Annotated in this window: 12 protein-coding genes; all 12 read left to right on the top strand. The window is 62.8% G+C overall.

The annotated features are described in order from the left end of the window. The first annotated feature begins 66 nt into the window (after positions 1-66). The 12 genes from GGQ88_RS04680 (at position 67) to GGQ88_RS04625 (ending at position 15294) form a co-directional block, all read left to right on the top strand. A complete protein-coding gene (locus GGQ88_RS04680; protein ID WP_183611892.1) occupies positions 67-732 on the top strand; it encodes a DUF2891 family protein in 666 nt (221 codons plus the stop codon). Between the two features lie 116 nt (positions 733-848). Continuing rightward, positions 849-1808 (top strand): LysR family transcriptional regulator, encoded by a 960-nt coding sequence (locus GGQ88_RS04675; RefSeq protein ID WP_183611891.1) that lies wholly within the window; start codon positions 849-851, stop codon positions 1806-1808. Positions 1809-2096: 288 nt separating this feature from the next. Then, positions 2097-4421, top strand: a complete 2325-nt coding sequence (locus tag GGQ88_RS04670) for a TonB-dependent siderophore receptor (RefSeq protein ID WP_183611890.1) — start codon at positions 2097-2099, stop codon at positions 4419-4421. Between the two features lie 15 nt (positions 4422-4436). Continuing rightward, positions 4437-6233 carry an ABC transporter ATP-binding protein/permease gene (locus GGQ88_RS04665; RefSeq protein WP_246385435.1) on the top strand — a complete coding sequence of 599 codons (1797 nt, stop codon included), beginning with the start codon at positions 4437-4439 and terminating at the stop codon, positions 6231-6233. Next, complete coding sequence (locus GGQ88_RS04660; protein WP_183611889.1) at positions 6230-7579, top strand: TldD/PmbA family protein; 1350 nt, start codon at positions 6230-6232, stop codon at positions 7577-7579. Before GGQ88_RS04665 ends, GGQ88_RS04660 begins: the two co-directional genes overlap by 4 nt. Next, on the top strand, positions 7576-9036 hold the full coding sequence (locus GGQ88_RS04655) for a TldD/PmbA family protein (RefSeq protein ID WP_183611888.1): 1461 nt from the start codon (positions 7576-7578) through the stop codon (positions 9034-9036). Before GGQ88_RS04660 ends, GGQ88_RS04655 begins: the two co-directional genes overlap by 4 nt. A 41-nt stretch (positions 9037-9077) precedes the next feature. Beyond that, positions 9078-9404: a thioredoxin gene (trxA, locus tag GGQ88_RS04650; RefSeq protein ID WP_183611887.1), complete on the top strand. Its 327-nt coding sequence runs from the start codon at positions 9078-9080 to the stop codon at positions 9402-9404. Next, the gene (locus tag GGQ88_RS04645; RefSeq protein WP_183611886.1) at positions 9401-10288 is read left to right on the top strand and encodes a hypothetical protein; all 888 of its coding nucleotides are present in this window, start codon (positions 9401-9403) and stop codon (positions 10286-10288) included. The genes trxA and GGQ88_RS04645 overlap by 4 nt, the downstream gene beginning before the upstream one ends. A gap of 16 nt (positions 10289-10304) precedes the next feature. Then, the gene (locus GGQ88_RS04640; protein WP_183611988.1) at positions 10305-10466 is read left to right on the top strand and encodes a hypothetical protein; all 162 of its coding nucleotides are present in this window, start codon (positions 10305-10307) and stop codon (positions 10464-10466) included. A gap of 52 nt (positions 10467-10518) precedes the next feature. Beyond that, a complete protein-coding gene (locus tag GGQ88_RS04635) occupies positions 10519-12570 on the top strand; it encodes a M3 family metallopeptidase (RefSeq protein WP_343057085.1) in 2052 nt (683 codons plus the stop codon). A gap of 48 nt (positions 12571-12618) precedes the next feature. Next, entirely contained in the window at positions 12619-13695 is a 1077-nt protein-coding gene (locus GGQ88_RS04630; protein ID WP_183611884.1) for a PLP-dependent cysteine synthase family protein, read from the top strand. A gap of 486 nt (positions 13696-14181) precedes the next feature. Then, the gene (locus GGQ88_RS04625) at positions 14182-15294 is read left to right on the top strand and encodes a serine hydrolase domain-containing protein (protein ID WP_343057084.1); all 1113 of its coding nucleotides are present in this window, start codon (positions 14182-14184) and stop codon (positions 15292-15294) included.

Raw genomic sequence — 15294 nt, 5'->3', positions numbered from 1 at the left:
CCGACATTCATATCTGGGCGGCATCAGCCCGCTCGCGTTCGAAGCCAAGGTGGCTTAATGAGATAGGTGACCGGCACAAAACCGTTACAAGTCCAGCAAAGCGAGCTGGTGACGGCGCGCAGCCCGCACGCAGCGACGCTGCGGCCCCTGTCCGATGCGTTTGCGACGCTGTGGCGCGAGCACCTTGCATTGCTCACTTATCCCGTGCGCACCGGCACGCATGCCAGCACCGCGTTCGCGCTGGTGCTCGCCGAGCGCTATGCGCGGGTGTGCGGCGACGAGCAAATGCGCAGCGTGATGACCGAACGGGCGCAACATTGGTTCGGGTTGGATCGCGCGGCGCAAGCCTGGGAGCCGGGCGGCGAGGATTTCCTCTCGCCCACGCTGATCGAGGCACTGGCGATGCGGCGCTTGCTGCCCGGAGACGCGTTCAAGGGCTGGTTTGCGGCGTTCCTCCCGGCACTGGCGCAAGGGTCGCCGCAGGCTTTGCTTTCACCGGCCCATGTCAGCGATCGCAGCGACGGCAGAATCGCGCATCTCGACGGGCTCAACCTGACGCGCGCGTGGGCGATGCGCGAGATCGCGCCGACGACCGAAGGTGCCGTACGGCAGGTGCTCGAAGCCGCGGCGGATGCGCATCTGGCGGCAGCGCTGGGCACAGTGGCCGGCGATTATATGGGCGAGCACTGGCTGGCGACATACGCGCTGCTCGCGCTGACCGGGCTGGATTAGGTTGTCATATCGCTGCGACGCCTTACCGTGAGGACGTGTATCCGTTGGGGGCAGATTGGCGGCACGGCCGAATGCCGGGGATTGAAAGGCACGCCGCGATGAGCTTCGACGGTCCCATGGCGTCCAGGCATGATCGGCGTCCCCCCGCCACGGAAATGCCGATGCATCGGCTCAACCTCAATCTTCTCTACCCGCTCCACGCCATCCTGCACGCACCCACGCTGACCGAGGCGGGGCGCAGGGTGCGGCTCAGCCAGTCGGCGATGAGCCACGCGCTGCGGCGTCTGCGCGATCATTTCGGCGATGATCTTGTCACGCATTCGGGGGGCGATCAGCAGGTGACGCCGCTCGGCCTGGCACTGCGCGTAGAGGTGCGGCGCGTGATGCAGGAGATCGAGGGCACGTTCAATTACGCGCTCGATTTTGACCCGCTCACTGCGTCGCAGACGGTCATTATCGCGGTGCCCGAGGCGATTGAGCAGATGTTGCTGGGACCGGTAATGCGGAGCCTGTCGAGCGACGCGCCGGGCCTGTCGGTGCGGATGCTTCCGCTCGATGCCGATGCGCCCCAGCGCGCGCTCGATCAGGGCGCCGATCTGCTATTCCTCCCCGCAGATTGCAAAATTGACCGACTGGAGACGCTGCCGATCCTGACCGATCATGCGTCGTGCATGGTGTGGAGCGAGCATACCGAGCTTGGCTCCATCCACTACATGGATGAAGCCCAATACCGGGCAGCGCGGCATATCGTACCGCAAGGCGATGCCAGCGCGCGCATTGCCGTCGATGATCTGGGGGAATGCCTGCTCAAGGCACGGCAGATCAGCGTGCGAACGTCGTCGCATGCGACGCTGCCGGCCATTCTGATCGGCAGCGATCTGGTCGCGACCGGCAGCGCATGGCTGTTTCAATATTATGCCTCGTTCATGCCGCTGAAGGTCCTTGCCGCGCCGTTTCCCACCAAGGAGACGGTGTACGTCGCGCAATGGGCCAGCCACCGTCGGCGCGACCCCATGCTGGCCTGGTTCGTCAAGCGGATCGAAGAACATGTGAGCCAGTTTCCAAACCGGCCCTGACAGCCATCAATTTTGCTCATGCCCGACATGAACACTTCGAATTTGCCTGTCATCGAACGGAAGCATAGCCTCCATCTCGACAGGAAAATCCGGCTGACGCTTTAACGTCAAGATCAGGATACCGGTCAACAGGAGGTTCGGTGCGGTTGAGTGTCTCTTCGGAGATCAGCCGCAATAGTGCGCCGCAAGGCGTATCCGCAGTGATCACCAGGTTTCGTCCAAGCCGACGTGCAGCCGTTGCTGCGCGGGGGTTGCGTTCGGCCTGTGGGGGGGGATGATATGCTTGATATGTCTTTAAATACACGCTGGCTTCTGGGGGCTGTAAGCCTTGGCTCCATCGCCATCATGGATGTGGTCGCGCCGTCGACGGCATTCGCACAGGCTGCGGCCAGCGCCGAGATTTCCGTGCCTGCCATGCCGTTGGCCAATGCGCTCAAGGAAATCGCATCGCAATCGGGTACCACCGTCAACTTTGATCCCGATGCGGTCGCAGGGTTGAAGTCCCGTTCTGTGCGCCGGGCATCGTCGACTGAAGCAGCGATTCAGGCAGCGATCGCGGGGACCACCCTCGCCATCAGCCGCTCGCCCGATGGCTCGTGGGATGTCGTCCAGGACATCGTGGTGCGGGCGCGGCGGGACGAGGCCGAAACCAGCGTGCTCGTTCGCCAGTCGTCGACATCCGATCGCAGCGGTCTGGGCCTGCGCGATCAGCCACGCAACACGCAGGTGATAACCGCCAAGACGATTCAGGATCAGCAGGCGCTCGATATCACCGATATCTTGCGCAACGCCGGCGGCGTTTCGGTGCAATCGAACAATCCCAACACGGGTGCCAGCTATACGGTGCGCGGTTTCAGCGCAGCCGGCCTCGTCAACGGCCTGGCGGGCGGATCGCAATATGGCGTCCAATCGGGCGCCAACCAGCCGGTCGCCAACATCGAGCGCGTCGAAGTGCTCAAGGGCCCCGATGCGTTGCTCTCGGGTTTCGGCAATCTGGGCGGAAACGTCAACGTCGTGACCAAGAAGCCCAGCGCCGAGGAGCGGCTGGCTGTTTCGTTCGACACCGGCTCGTTCGGGCTGGTGCGCGGCGTGATCGACGCCAACAACGCGATCAGCGCCGACAAGAAGCTGACCGCGCGCATGATCGCCAGCGTGCAGACGATGGACCACAATTATGGTGGCTACCGGGGAACCGAGGATTATCTCATCGCGCCGTCGCTGCGGTTCACCGACCGGCTGACCGACATCGTGATCGGCGCGAGCTTGTCGAAATCTGAAGCCGGTATCGGCGCTTACACGCTGTTCAACAACAAGACTTTCGAGCTCATCGAGCGCGATCCTTCAGTGCCCATCTATTCGCCCGACCAGGGCATCAGCGTCAAAACCGACCGCTTCTACTTCGACGCTACGCGCAAGATCACGCCTGGAATCGAGCTTGTGGTGCGCGGCCTGCACGACGACAGCAGGCTTGCACTGCAGGTTTATCAGGTGGGCTACAACCGGGCCGGCAACCTCACTTTGGGCGTCGGTGGATCGCTGCAAGAGGGCAAGTCCGATGCGCTCGACGGCTTCGTCCGCGTCAAGACGCAGCTCGGCAATGCGGTGAAACTGAGCTTCAACGTCGGCTACAACTATAGCAAGGGTTTTACCGATCAAAGCAGCGGCACGGTCTTTACCACGATCCTCAACCCGCCGCTCGGCGCCAACACCAGTCTTCCCGTTCGTCCGTTCTCGCCGCTCGGCGCGGTCCAGATCCGTTCTTCGGGCAAGCAGGAGGCCATCTACGGGCAGGCGCTGGTCGAGTTCTGGAAGATCAAGATGCTCGGCGGTGTGCGAAAGAACTGGTTCGAGACAAGCACGGAGTTCTTTTTCCCCGGTGCAACGCCGCAACCGGTGAACAAGAAGAACGGTCTCGTGCCAAGTGCTGGCATCATCTTCGATGTCACCAGCGATCTTTCACTCTTCGCCAACTATGTGCGCGGCGAACAGGCCATCTTCAATCTCGATCGCGATCGGAATTTCCTGCCCAATATCATCACCACCAACAAGGAAGCTGGCGTCAAGTTCGACCTGTTTGCGAAGCGGGCGACGATTAACGCCTCTTACTTCGACATCTTGCAGGACAACACCATCGTCTTCAATCCGACAATCGGCGGTTTCACATCGGAACCGGGCCAGCGTGGGCGAGGCATCGACCTCAACATCGTCGGCCAGGTGTTGCCGGGATGGACCGTGACCGGCTCTTTCACCCGAACCAAATATGCCTTGCTGACCAAGACGGCCACGCTCACTGACGTTCCGCGTCAGCCACGCGATACTTACAGCCTCTATTCGAACTACCGCACGCGGATTGCCGATGGCGTGACCGCAGGCGGCTCTGTCGGCCTGTACGGACGGTCGAGCTCGTTTGCTGATTTTCTGGGACAATATGTCGTTCCGGCAGCGCGACAGATCGATGTCAACGGCTTCCTCTCGGTCGCCGGCTTCGAATTCAACCTGGGTATCCGCAACATCTTCGATCGGCGCAACTACAACACGACAAGCGTCTTCAGCTACGTGCCGGTCGACGAACCTCGGAACGTGCGCCTGTCTATCTCGAAGCGCATCTTCTGATAGTTTGCGCCTGTCATGATGCCACCCCCAGCCAATGTCGAGGAGACCCGCCGCGAGGCGGGTCTCCAGCCAGCGCAGCCAGCGCGCGAACGCTTCGCGCACGCCTGGCGGCTGAGTACACGCTATTTCGTGTCGGAGGACTGGAAGGCGGCATGGTGCCTACTGATCGCATACGCCGCCATTTCCTTTGGCGGGGTCTATACCTTCATCCTGTCCAACCACTGGCAGCGTGACTTTTTCGATTCGATCGAGCAGCGGCAATCGAGCCTGTTCGTGACTCTGATCTTCACCTTCCTGATGATCGCAGCGCTTCAAGTTGCGTTTGTTCTGGCCAACAATCTGGTCAGCTGGACGCTGTCCATGCGGTGGCGCAACTGGCTCACCAACTGGTACATGGACCGGTGGTTTGCCCGTGACCGGTTCTACGAGATTGACCGTCTGCGTATGATCGATAATCCCGATCAGCGTATCGCAGAAGACATCAAGGCCTTCACCAACGTGACGCAGGGCAACTCGCTCGTCGGGATTGCCGTTGGCATCATCGGTAGCCTGATCAGCGCGGTCAGCTTTGGCTATATCCTCCTGCAGACCTCGAGTGCGATAGTGGTCCCGGTCGCCGGTTATGAAATTGCGCTCCCCGGGGGCGATCTCATCTGGTTCGCGATCGTCTATGTGCTGTTCGGATCGGTCGTGATCACCTGGATCGGTCGCCCATTCATCCGCCGCCGGATGCGCGAGCAGCATTATGAAGCCGATTTCCGCACGAACCTGATCCATGTCCGCAGAAATGGCGAACAGATCGCTTTTTCTCGCACGCAGGATATGGAGCGGCGCGGGCTGCAAGGGTCCTTCGCCAATATTCGGCGCAACTGGTATCGGCTGATGTGGGCTAACATTGGTCTGAGCGCGGGAAGCAGCATCTACGATCGAGTTATGGGCGTCATCCCGCTGTTCCTCACCGTACCCAAGTTCTTTGCCGGTCAGATCAGCTTCGGTCAGGTCATGGCCTCGCGCGATGCCTTCACCCAGTTCAGTTCGTCGCTGTCCTATTTCGTTCAGGTCTATCCCGGCCTTGCGCAACAGATCGCCAACATCAACCGTCTCAAGGCGCTCGATGACTCGATCGACAATGAACGGCCACGCGGGATTGATTTCAGGCCGGGTGAAGCGGGCGAAGGCGTCGCTATCCATGTGCAGAACCTGGAATTGCGTCGCCCGAATGGCGAATCCCTGATCGCTTTGGCCGATTGGGTTGTGCGCAATGGCGAACGGTGGGTCATCGAGGGTCCGTCCGGTAGCGGCAAGACGACGTTGCTGCGTGCTATTGCCGGTCTGTGGCCCGATGGCGCCGGTCAGGTTGCGATGACCCGGCACGGCACGGCGATGCTGGTCCCGCAGCGCCTCTATCTGCCGCTCGGATCGCTAAAGAACGCCATCTGCTTTCCAGATCGCGCCGAGGACCATGACGATGCGACCGTCGCGGCGTTGCTCGAGAAGGTCCGGTTGGCGACCCATATCGACGATATGCACCAGTTGCGTATGTGGCAGGACGAACTGTCACCTGGCGAGCAGCAGCGTGTTGCGCTCGCGCGTATCCTGCTTCAGCGCCCGACCTTGCTCGTGCTGGACGAAGCGACCAGTGCGCTGGACGCCGACAATGCGGCGTATTTCTATGAGGCGGTACGTGCGGCGATGCCCGACGCCACGATCGTCAGCGTCGTGCATAACGAGAAGCTGGCCGCTTATCACACGCATCGCCTGCTGGTGCATGATCGCCAAGCGACAATGTCCACGATCGAGACCGAGACATGAGCGAGTTGCTGACCCACAGCGAGTCGGATCTGCGCGATGCGGCGGCATTGGCGGTGGACCTCGCCGCGCGGCGCGGCGCGAGGGCACGTGCATCGGTACACCATGAAGGTATCGCCAAGATCGCGGTACGCAACGGCGAGGTCGAAACGGCCGAACGCAGCGGCACGCAGGGGCTGGGTCTCACCGTGTTCCACGATGGCCGCCAGGGTTCGGCCTCGACCGCGCGGTTCGACCGCGCCGCGATCGAACGCGTTGTCGAAGAGGCGATGCTGATCGTCGGCCATGTCCAGCCCGACGCCGATGCCGACCTGCCCCCGGCGCAATGGCTCGCCTTTTCCGGCCCCGCACCTGACCTGTATGCCGAAAGCCCGCGCAGCCCCGATGTGTTGCTGGACGCGGCGCAGGCGATGGACGCAATTGCCAGCGAGACCGTAGCCTCCGACCGCCGGCTTCGCGCGGGCGAGCAGGTCGCGGTCGCGACCGAGGGCGTCTGGGCGCTGGCGACGAGCGACGGCTTTTGCCGGAGCACGCAGCGATCCAACGATGCGCGCTGGTCGGTCATGCTGGCGCAGGATGAGGGCGGCAGCAATTCTGCCTTCTGCCAGTCGCAAGAGCGGCGCATCGATGCGCTGCTGCCAGCTGCCGTGCTGGTCGAGCGCGCAGCGAACCGGGCGCGCCAGGCGCTGGGGGGGCGCACGATCGAAAGCAGACGTTGCCCGGTGCTGTTCGCCCCCCACACCGCTGCAACATTGGTCGGCGAACTTGCCGGTGCGCTCACCGGCAACGCGCAGTATCGCAAGATGAGCTTCCTTCCCGACCCGCTCGGCCGCGTCGTTGCCGCGTCGCACCTTGACCTCAGCGAAGATCCGTTCGAACCTTTGGGTCTGGCCAGCGGCGGGTTCGACAGCGAGGGGATTGCCGGTTCGCGCCGCGCGATACTGCGCCACGGCGTGGTCCAGGGCCTGTTCCTGTCGACATTTTCGGGGCGCAAGCTCGGCATGCCATCGACCGGCAATGCCGATGGCTTCTACAATCTGCGCCTGACCAGTTCGGCTGCGAGCGGTGATTGGCAGGCGATGCTGCGCATGCTGGGCTCGGGGCTTGTCGTGACCGAGTTTCAGGGCGGCAAGACCGACCCTGCAAGCGGCAACTGGACGCAGGCGATCAAGGGTTTGTGGGTCGAAGACGGTTGCGTGGTCCATGCCGTCACCGATGTGACGCTGGCCAGCAATCTGCCCGCGATGCTGAACGGCATTCGCGCGGTCGGGCTTGATGTCGAGCGTCTGGGTGCGATCCGGACCGGGTCCATCCTGATCGATGACATGCAGCTGGGAGGCAGACGATGAACGGCGGCGATGTTTCGATCGACCTCGCCCGCGCCCGGCTGCTCGGTCCCGCAGGGCTCGACGAGGCGATGATCGGCCGCGCGCTGGGCCATCTGGCCGGGGGCGGTGCGGACATCGCCGACCTGTTCTTCGAAACGACCAGCCTGCGCACGTGGCGGCTTGAGGGTGGCCGTGTGACCCATGGCGGCTTCATGATGCGCCAGGGTGTCGGCGCGCGCGCGGCGCACCGCGGTCATGTCAGTTTCGCGCACTCCGCCGATTTTCGCGAGAGTGCGCTGAATGACACGGTCCGCGCAGTGCGCGCCCTGGCGCGCGATGGCCATGCGGATCGGCATCCGCAGGGGATCGCGCTGAACCGTCATGCAGGACGCCATGACCTGTATCCCGCGACCGACGCGGTGCTGGTCGAGGATGCAAGCGGTTGGATCGCCGTGCTCGAGCGGATCGACAGCCTTGCGCGGGCGCGCGATCGGCGCATCGTTCGGATCGATGCCAATGTGCGCATGCAGGATACGACGGTACTGGTCGCCAATGCCGATGGCCTGCTGGCGGGCGATGTCCGGCCGATGACGATTCTATCGGTCATGGTCGTGGCCGAATCCGGTGGCCGCCGCGCGCGCGGCCAGGCTGGGCTGGGTCGTCGCGCGGGGCTGAATGGGTTCGATACCGCCTCGGTCGATCAGATGGTCGCGGCTGCGGTGACGATGGCGCTCAACAATCTTGATGCCATCCCCGCGCCGGCAGGTGAGATGCCGGTGGTGTTGGGGCCGGGCTATCCCGGGGTGCTGTTTCACGAGGCGGTGGGGCACGGGCTGGAAGGCGACCATCACCGCAAGCGGCTGTCGGCGTTCGATGGCAAGCTGGGCCAGCGGATCGCCGCGCCGGGCGTCACTGTGGTGGACGATGGCGGCATCGCCGCGCGGCTGGGATCGTTGGGGATCGACGATGAGGGCACGCCGCCCGATCGCACGGTGCTGGTCGACGACGGCGTGCTGACCGGGCTGATGCAGGATCGGCTCAACGCCGGGCTGATGAATGCGCGCTCGACCGGCAACGGGCGTCGCCAGTCCTACGCCCATCTGCCGATGCCGCGGATGACCAACACCTTTCTGGCGAACGGGCAGGCCGACCCTGCCGATATCATCGCCTCGATCGATCACGGTATTTACGCGACCGAATTCGACGGCGGTCAGGTCGACATCGTCACCGGGCGCTTCAACTTTACCACGATCGAGGCGTGGCTTGTCGAAAAGGGCAAGCTCGTGGCGCCTGTGCGCGGTGCGACGCTGATTGGCGTCGGCGACGAAGCGCTGCGTCACGTCTCGATGATCGGCAACGACCTGGCTTTCGATACCGGCATGGCCACCTGCGGCAAGCAGGGGCAGACCCTTCACGTCAGTGTTGGTCAGCCCACGCTTCGCATCGACCGGATGATGGTCGGCGGCCAAGCCGGCTGATTTTTCCCCAGAATCCAATAATTCCAAGAGGATCCCTGAATATGCGTCACGCCACCGAACTGGATTTTGACGAGATCGTCATGAAGAATGACAAGCCGGTGCTGGTCGATTTCTGGGCACCGTGGTGCGCGCCGTGCAAGGCGCTGGCCCCGACGCTCGATGATCTGGCCGAGGAATATGCCGACGAGATGGAGATCGTGAAGGTCGATATCGAAGCCAACCCGGGCCTGGCGACTCGCTTTGGCGTACGCGGTATCCCGCTGCTGATGGTCGTACGCGATGGCGCGGAACAGGCGCGCACGGTCGGCACGATCTCGCGCAGCCGGCTCGATGCCTTCGTCGAATCCCATGTCGGAGCGGCAGAATGAGCGACATCGCTTTTCTCGGCGATCCTGCCGTCAAGGCGATGGCGCAGGCCCGCCTGCGCAGCCACATCGCCGCGGGCACCTTCGTGATCTTTCCGGCCTGGGAAGACGGCAAGGCCAATGTGATCGGTGCACTCGTGGAGGCGGACGACAAGGAGGCTTTCGCCGAACAATATGGTTACCCTATCGCATTCGTGACCGCGCTTGAGGTGATCGTCAACGCCTTCAGTTTCGGACCAAGATCAGAAACGTTCGTTGAAGCCCTGCTCGAACGCACCCCTGTCGGTGCTGACCTGTCCGGGGTCGTTTCGCAGATGCTCATCAGTCTTCTTGAACGGCCTGACATTGTCGCGCTGACCGGTCAGGATGCCGAAGTCGAGCGTTGGCGCCTGGCTGTTGTTGCGCTGCATCAGCGGACGATCGACGGTGACGAGCCCGGTCGGAAGGAGTGGAAGGCGGCGCGCATGGCCTCGATTGCCGCGAGCGACACTGTGGTCGATGATCCTGCGCTGCACATGGCGAGCCTGATCGTCGAGGCGGCCGCGTGGCCCGCGACAATGCGCACCGTCCTGCACGATACGCTGGGCGCGTGTGGTCGCTTGGAAAGCAGGCAGGTCATGGACGCAATCGGCTGGAGCGAGGCCGATGAGAGCCGCGTCTTCAAGATTCGCGAACAGGCTGAAACCGACGGCCGCATGGCCGAGCTGTCCGGGCTGGACCGCGTGCTGGGCCTGCTGGATGCCGATGACCCCGAACTGGCGCGCGGCTTCCGCCAGCGACTCGACCAATTTGAGAAGATGGGGGACAACTATCGCGCCGTCGGCTGGAAAATCATCGAGCTGATCGAGCAAGCGCCCGTTTCATCTCCCCACCGAAATGTGGCCTGACGCGGAACGCCAGCACATGAACTGCCCAGCGACGCCGGCAGCCCAGCACAGCAAGGTCCTGATCATCGGGTCTGGACCCGCGGGCTGTACCGCAGCGGTCTATGCCGCGCGTTTCCTTGCCGGACACGGCGATCTAGGGGTTGCTGCCGAAGAGGTTCGCTGCGTAGCCCTTGCCTGAGTTACGCTACTGTCGGTGCTGACCGACCCGCGCACCCTGCATGATGGATGAAATGACAATGAACCCCCTGCTCGCCACGCTGGACCTGCCGCGCTTTGCCGATATCCGGCCCGACCAGATCGAATCTGCGCTCGACAAGGTGATTGCCGATCACCAGGCAGTGGTGCAGATGCTGGCCGAGACCAAGCCGCGCAGCTTCGCCGAGGTGTGGATGCCGCTTGAGCGTGCGGAAGCCGCGATCTGGGGTGTGTGGTCCGCTGTCTCGCATCTCCACGGTGTTGCCGACACCCCCGAACTACGCGCTGCCTTTGTCGCCGGCCAGGCGCGGCTGGTCGAGAACGATCTGCAGGTCATGCAGAACGAGGGCCTGTACGACGTGCTCGTCGCGCTCACCGCCACGAGTGAATTTGCCACTCTTCCCGCCGCAGATCGCGCTGCCGTCGCGCACATGATCCGGGCTTTCACATTGTCCGGGGTAGCGCTGGGCGCCGAGGCTCGCGCCCGGTTCGCGGCGATCTCGCTGGAACTTTCAGGCCTGACCACCGCGTTCGGCAACGCGGTTCTCGATGCGACCGACGCCTGGTTCGAGCATATCGAGGATGAAGCGCTGCTCAAGGGCATCGCCGATTCGGACAAGGCGATGTTCGCGCAGGCTGCCAACGCGCGCGAGCTGGGCGGATGGGTCGTGACGCTGCAAATGCCCAGCGTGAATGCCGTACTGACCTTTGCTGAAGACCGTGCGTTGCGTCAGCGCGTCTATACCGCGTCGGGCACGCGCGCATCCGACCAGGGACCGCATGCCGGTCAGTTCGACAATTCAGGGCGCATTGGCAGCATTCTGAAGTTGCGCCGCGAGGCGGCAGCCTTGCTGGGTTTCTCCGATCCGGTCGCGTGGTCGCTGGCCACCAAGATGGCCCCGGGGTCAAGCGACGTGCTCACCTTCCTGCGCGACTTGGGGCACCGGGCAAAGCCAGCGGCGCAGCGCGATTTTTCCGCGCTGACAGCTTACGCCGCCGAACATCTCAGCATTCCCGACATCCAGCCGTGGGATATGGCCTTTGTGTCAGAGCGCTTGCGCAAGGCGCGCTTTGCCGTGGACGAGCGCGAGGTGCGCGCGCATTTTCCCGTCGAGCGGGTGATCGCAGGGTGGCAGCAGCTGCTTGACCGGCTATTCGGCATTCGTCTGGTGGCGCGCAAGGATGTGGCCGTCTACCATGGCGATGCCTGTTATTACGATGTGCTTGACGAGGCAGGCGCGGTGTTCGCCGGGGTCTATGTCGACCTGCATTCGCGCCCGGGCAAGCGCAGCGGCGCATGGATGGCGCAGGCGCGACCGCGGCTGAACGATGGCGACATCCAGCGCGTTCCAGTCGCCTATCTGGTGTGCAACTTTTCGCCCCAGACCGATGAGAACCCATCGCTGCTGAGCCATAGCGAAGTGACCACCCTGCTCCACGAGACGGGCCATTGCCTGCACCATCTGTTCACACTGGTCGACCGGCCCAGCATCGCGGGGACCAATGGGTTTGAATGGGATGCGGTTGAGCTGCCCAGCCAGTTGATGGAGGACTTTGCCTGGGATCGCGATGTGCTGCGCGCCATGTCGGGCCATCACCAAACAGGCGCGCCCTTGTCGGACGCGCTGTTCGACAAACTGACTGCTGCGCGCGGCTTCCTGTCGGGCATGTTCGTGGTGCGTCAGGTGGAATTCGCGCTGCTCGACCTGTTGCTGCATCTGGGAACGCTGGGCAGCGACCCGATGGAAGTGGCCGAGGCAGTGCGGGACGAGGTCGCAGTGGTGCGACCTCCTGCTTGGCATCGCTTCCCGCACGCGTTTTCGCATATTTTCGCCGGTGGCTATGCCGCGGGCTATTACAGCTATCTGTGGGCGGAGGTGCTCGCCGCTGATGGTTTCCAGCGCTTTGCCGAGACGGGGCTGATCAACCGATCGACCGCTGCGGCCTTGCGCGATGAGATTTTGTCGCGCGGTGCAAGCCGTCCGGCGCTAGAGAGTTTTCGGGCTTTCCGGGGGCGCGATGCCGATCCGCAGGCCATGCTGATCCGGCGCGGCCTGACAGATCACGCGCGCGTCGCGGCATCGTGATCTGCAACGGCAGCGAGATGAACGAACATCTGATGGGGGTGATGCGCGATGACGACTGACAAGAGCAATCTGTCCGCCCGCGCCTGGCGCACCGAAGCCATTCGCCTCATCGAGGCGGACTATAATCGGTCGGCTGACACGCATCTCATCTGGCTGGACCTCCCGCGTCACCCCGGAATCAAGCTGTATCTCAAAGACGAGAGCAGCCACCCGACCGGCAGCCTCAAGCACCGATTGGCGCGATCGCTGTTCCTTTACGCGCTGTGTAACGCATGGATCGGCCCGGACACCTGTGTCATTGAAGCATCCTCCGGATCGACCGCAGTGAGCGAGGCCTATTTCGCCCGGATGTTGGGGCTGCGCTTCATTGCCGTCGTCCCGGCAACCACCGCTGCTCCCAAGCTTGACGCAATTCGCTTCTATGGCGGCGAGATTCACCCAGTCGACGACCCAAGGACTGTTTACGAGGTCGCGCATCGCCTCGCACGCGACACCGGCGGCCATTATCTCGACCAGTTCACCTATGCCGAACGCGCCACCGACTGGCGCGGCAACAACAATATTGCCGAGAGCATCTTCACGCAGATGTCGGCAGAGGAATTCCCTGTTCCGGAATGGATTGTTTGCGGAGCGGGAACGGGGGGGACCTCTGCCACGATCGGTCGCTACATCAGCTATCAACGGCATGCGACACAGCTGTGCGTTGCCGATCCTGTCCATTCCATCTTCCACAGACACCACGCAGACCGTGCCGCCATCGCGCTGCCGGAAGGGTGTGCCAGCTGCATTGAGGGGATCGGGCGCCCGCGTGTCGAGCCTAGCTTCATTCCATCTGTCATCGACAGAATGATCTCGGTCGATGACGCCAGCAGCATTGGCGCGATGCGCGCCCTGTCCAGCCGTCTGGGCCGCCGCGTGGGAGGGTCAACAGGTACCAATCTTGTCGCTTGCGCGCAGCTCATCCAAGAGATGGCGGCGAGAGGCGATCAAGGCTCGATCGTCACCATCTTATGCGATGGTGGCGAGCGCTATGCGTGCACCTATTACGACGACGATTGGCTAGCGGCACGCGAAATTCACTGGCAGCTGCACGAGCGGGCATTCGATCTGCTTATGAGTGGTTGATTGGCCGTGGTGGCGAAGGTCTCCCTGTTGAGGGCTGGGGTCTGCCGGAACCGGTCGTTCAAGCGTCCTCAGCAGTGGGACGTCGTCCGCTGACACAATCCGACGGTGGCTCCATCCTGCTCGATGGAACGGCTCCTAGGTGTGGACCTACCACGACCACATCACGTCAACCCGAGCCAAACGACGGACGGTGGTTGGCGAATTTTGTCCGACTGTACCGCGCGTCAGCATTCCGAACGGTCGGGTTCCTAAAATTGCTATGTCATATACCAAATGGGTCATGCCAATCCTGTGGCAGCGTTTACTATCAAGCCTGAAGACGGCTCTAATTTTTAGAGAAACGTCGCAGGGAGATGGTTCGGTATGGCTCTTTCACGTCATCTATTGATTGGCGCAATGACCGCCGTGCTCCTCGCTCCCATGCCCAGTCGGGGCCAGCAGCCATTGCCGACGCCACTGCAATCAGGGGCTACCTCGGAGGTGCCCGTGGCAACGCAAGTGATGCGCTGGCACATGAACGACGCCGATGTGAACAGCTTCACCTTCCGCAACATGGATCAGCTGTTCACCACGCGCACGGTCGCGCATTCCGGGGCTGTGTGGACCTTTCCCAAGGTCGAAAGACCGATGGATTTCACATATTCCTTCGGCGGTAAGACCTGGACTGCCGAACAAGCGCTTGAGCGTACTTATACCAACGCCCTTCTGATCATGAAGGATGGGCGGATCGTCACCGAGATCTATCGCAACGGATCGAACGAACGCACGCGTTTCATGGGCTGGTCGATGACCAAGTCGATCACCTCGACGCTGGTTGGCGCAGCGCTGGAAGATGGGCTGATCGCCTCGCTCGATGATCCCATCGTCCGCTATCTGCCTGAATTGAAAGGCGGCGGCTATGACGGCGTGACCATCCGCCAGATCCTTCAGATGCGCTCTGGCGTCGATTACGAGGAACGCTACGACTTTGCCAATCCGGGCATCGCAGCCAGCAACCACATCAACGCCTTGGTCAAGAACGTGGCGCGTTTTGCTGATCCGGCGCGCACGATCAAGCGCGGCTCGAAGCCGGGCGAGGTCTTTGCCTACAAGACCATCGACACGGCTGTGCTTGGCTGGTTGATCGAGCGCGTGAGTGGTGGGACGGTCGCCGCATACACAGCGCGTAAACTATGGGAGCCGCTCGGCACGGAGGCGGACGGGTTCTACGTCATGGACGGACAGCCCGGAAAAGGGCGTGAATTCAGCGGTGCAGGCTTTAACGCAACGCTGCGCGATTGGGCGCGCTTTGGCCAGATGATGCTCGACGATGGCGTGGCCAATGGCAAGCGCGTGGTCAGCGCCGAATGGGTCAAGGCAGCGCAAGCCCCTGTGGGCGCCGAGAACGGCTTCCTGGGTGGCTATGGCTACCAGTGGTGGACCATGGCGAATTCGTCCGCCTACTCGGCCATCGGGCTGCAAGGCCAGTACGTATACGTCGATCCAACAAGCAGGACCGTCGTGGTCAAGCTCAGCTACTTCCCACCGCAGGAAGAGGCAGCCGAGCAGGAGACCTTGGCATTCCTTGCCGCCGCGTCGGCGTGGAAACCACAAAACTAA

Source organism: Novosphingobium hassiacum, from assembly GCF_014196055.1.
In the GTDB taxonomy this organism is placed as follows: Bacteria; Pseudomonadota; Alphaproteobacteria; order Sphingomonadales; family Sphingomonadaceae; genus Novosphingobium; species Novosphingobium hassiacum.
This window is presented reverse-complemented; position numbering and strand designations above follow the sequence as displayed.